2 protein-coding genes and 2 tRNA genes are annotated in these 3,071 nt (G+C 67.6%); 1 reads left to right on the top strand and 3 read right to left on the bottom strand.

The window, feature by feature from the left end; all coding sequences use genetic code 11:
• Positions 1-351: 351 nt before the first annotated feature.
• The 3 genes from FJY88_13045 to FJY88_13035 all read right to left on the bottom strand — a co-directional run bounded on the left by FJY88_13045 (position 352) and on the right by FJY88_13035 (position 2,595).
• The gene (locus FJY88_13045; protein ID MBM3288254.1) at positions 352-2,265 is read right to left on the bottom strand and encodes a hypothetical protein; all 1,914 of its coding nucleotides are present in this window, start codon (positions 2,263-2,265) and stop codon (positions 352-354) included.
• Between the two features lie 127 nt (positions 2,266-2,392).
• Positions 2,393-2,467: transfer RNA gene (locus tag FJY88_13040), tRNA-Cys, on the bottom strand.
• A 51-nt stretch (positions 2,468-2,518) separates the two neighbouring features.
• Positions 2,519-2,595, bottom strand: a tRNA-Gly gene (locus tag FJY88_13035).
• A gap of 212 nt (positions 2,596-2,807) precedes the next feature.
• Here FJY88_13035 and FJY88_13030 point away from each other — a divergent pair.
• The coding region (locus FJY88_13030; protein MBM3288253.1) for an aspartate kinase at positions 2,808-3,071 on the top strand (264 nt) is incomplete at its 3' end.

The raw sequence follows: 3,071 nt of genomic DNA, 5'->3' as shown, positions 1-3,071 counted from the left end.
CTGCTCCTGGCGGGCGCCGCGGCGTTGATCGGCTGGCTGCCGCTCTTCGCTCCGATCTTCTGGGAGCACTACTTCATCTACTTCGGTCCTGTGGCGGGATGGCTGGCGTGGGAGATGCGGCAGTCGCGGATTCGGCTCGCAGTCGGGGCGGCGGCCGGTCTTCTGATCTGGCTGCCGCTCGTGGCCGTGCCGAGAATCCCCCTCCCGGAGCCGCTGGGGTCCCACATGCTGATCGGGGCGATGCTGATCCTGGGACTGGCGGTGGCGCGGTTGGCGCAGGGCGAGGATCGTGTGAAGCAGACTCTGCACCTGGGGCCCGGAGCACCGCCCGGAGGGCCACGCCCAAGAGAGTCAGCGTAGGAGAAGGGCTCGACGCGAGGCGCAGGCGCTGTCCTTGGCGAGGGCCACGACCCAGTAAACACCGGACGGGCATGCTTGGCCGGCGTCGTCCTTGCCGTTCCAGGTCCATGACTGCTCGCCATCGCCGCGCGCGCGGCCCAGATCCCGGACGCACCGGCCATCGGCCGCCACGACCGAGATTCGAACTGGCCGTCTGGCCTGCGAGAAGGCTCGCCAGAGAATGCGAAGTCCCTCCGGTCCATGGAATGGATTGGGCCCGATGAGCGTCAGATCGCCCGAGCCCTGAGGAGAGTCCAAGCCGGGCGTCTGCTCCTCCCCCGCCGCGGATGCCGTCGTCTCTCGGAGATCGACATCGTCCCAGAAGCATGCCCCGCTTCCGCGGAAGCGAAGGGCGAGACGGACCCATGGGGCTCCGCTCGGAACTGTCGCGAAGAGCGTCAACCGTCTCCAGTCCCCTTCGACCCGAGTGACGCCGCCGCCAGAAACGACGGCCGCTGGGATCGCCCCAGCATCGATGGAACGCTCGGCGAAGAATCGCAGCTCCAGCTCAGCCGATCCATCTCCGAGGGTCAGGCTCCAGGCATTCAGCGCGATGCGGGTTCCCTCCTCCAGCATGGCGAAGATGGGAGTCCGATCGTAGGAGGCGAGCCCGGGAGTGAATGCGATCCCACCGGGGCCTGTGCCGTTCATGCGAAGGGACCAAGCACCGCTGCGGGCCTGTTCGTCCGTCCGTGCCCAGGAGCCGGTTGCGGTGGTGTCATCCAGCATCCACTCGAAGTGGTGCTCGGCCGTCTCGGTCTTTGGCTCGGGCGTGTAGACGGTGATGCGCAGGAGGGAGTCGGGAGTCTCGAATCCCGTGTTGTGCGGATGTGAAATCCCCCCGGCGTCTTCCCAGGAGGCGCAGAGATCGGCCATCGCCGACATCGATGCGTAGACGATGCGGCCATCCGCCGCGTGGACAGCCAGCGCATCGAGCAGATCATCCCAGGCCGCGAGCGCCTCGAGGTCGACATGGTTGTCCCGCACCAGCTCGTAGTCGTGCGTGGTGAGATAGGCCACGTTGGGCCTGCCGATCTCGCGCCGGGCGAGGTTCCATTCCATGAGGGAGATGATCGTGCCGATGTCCACGCCGTGAGAGGGATTGATCGCTCCGGAGACCGATCCGTCCGGCAAGAGGATCGTGGGACCGTCCCGGTGATAGTCGAGGACGCCTCCCGTGTATCCGTTGGTGTCGTCCCGGCCGACCCGGCGAGGGGTGAGGCGGGTGTCCCAGGCGTGGCCTCCGCCGACGCTCGATCCAAAGGCGTTCCAGCCCGTGACCCACTCGATCTGGTTCGCTTCCATGCAGGGGATCCAGCGGAGCTCGGAGCGTCGCGACCATCCGCCGCACTGGCCACGGATGGGCGGACGCCCCATCCCGGTCAGGATGTCGTTGACCACGTCGAGCCTCTTGGTGATTCCCGAGCAGTACTGAGCGACGGTCAGATTCGCTTCCGGGATCAGATCCTCCGGCTCCGGCGTCGGCCAGAAGCGCCCGCGAAAGGTGCCTGGCGGCCAGCCCGCCGGGAAGTGAACATGGGCCGAGATCTCGTGGGGGCGGCCGGCCAGATCCTGCGCGGAGCCGGGCACACCGGCGCCTCCCCAGAGTTGCGAGGACTGCGCGAAGCCCAGCCCCACCTGATAGGTGATGGGAAAGCCGTGCGCCTCGAAGACGGCGCCAATCTGATCGTCGGCCTGGATGGCGAGGTAGTAGGGGCCGGGGCCCTGGTAGGGGTTCCACATCTGCTCCTCGATGTGGAGCTGGAGGCCCAGGTAGAGCGGCCCGGGGTCTTCGGCCGCGGCCGGGTGGGTGGCGATTGCGATGAGCGCGGCAAGGCCGATGGGGCGCAGAGCACGAGACGTCATGGCGAGCCTCCTGTGTGTGGGAACAAGTGTAGCACCCAGCTTTCGTTCGGAGGTCAGGATTTCAGGGTAGTGAGGGGATGCGATCGACCTGATGCTGGGGAGTTCGCGCAGATCTAGAGAGATAGGCTGGAGGCGCCACCCGGATTCGAACCGGGGAATAACGGTTTTGCAGACCGTCGCCTTACCACTTGGCTATGGCGCCACCACAGGACTGCGGGCCGGCGGACGCCGGCAGGCGGCAACCGGCAGAAACTGGAGCGGGAGACGGGATTTGAACCCGCGACAGTCACCTTGGCAAGGTGGGGCTCTACCGGGCTGAGCTACTCCCGCTCGAAACTCGTTCCGCCCGGGTCAGAGCCCGGGCGCCGGCCGCACCGGATCGGCCGTGCCTGTCTGCAAGCCAGGATTCTACGGGCCCTGTCGCGACCCCGTCAACCCCCCGCTCGCGCCGCCCGGTCCGGCAAGACCGCCCCGCTCGGGCTTCCCTCCCTCGGCTCGCGCCTCTGGCGCGCCCGCCACCGGCCCCCTATCCTCAGGCTCCGATGGTCACGATCGTCCAGAAATACGGCGGAACTTCGGTCGAGACGCCCTCCCACTTGCTCGACGTCGCGCGGCGCATTCTTGAGGAAAAGGCGCGCGGGCGCCGGCTCATTGTCGTCGTCTCCGCGATGGGACAGTCCACGGACGAGCTGGTGGCTCTCGCACGCCGGGTCAGCCCCAGCCCGCCCCGCCGCGAGATGGATATGCTCCTCACGGCCGGCGAGAGGATCTCGATGGCGCTTCTCGCCATCGCCCTCGATTCGCTC

Source organism: Candidatus Eisenbacteria bacterium (genome assembly GCA_016867495.1).
Classification (GTDB): domain Bacteria; phylum Eisenbacteria; class RBG-16-71-46; order CAIMUX01; family VGJL01; genus VGJL01.
The sequence above is the reverse complement of the archived record's forward strand: the minus strand, read 5'-3'. Positions and strand labels throughout refer to the sequence as shown.

What these genes read in the sequence shown, in the direction of transcription:
- FJY88_13045 (MBM3288254.1), bottom strand. Translation starts at nt 2,265, where the DNA reads ATGACGTCTCGTGCTCTGCGCCCCATCGGCCTTGCCGCGCTCATCGCA.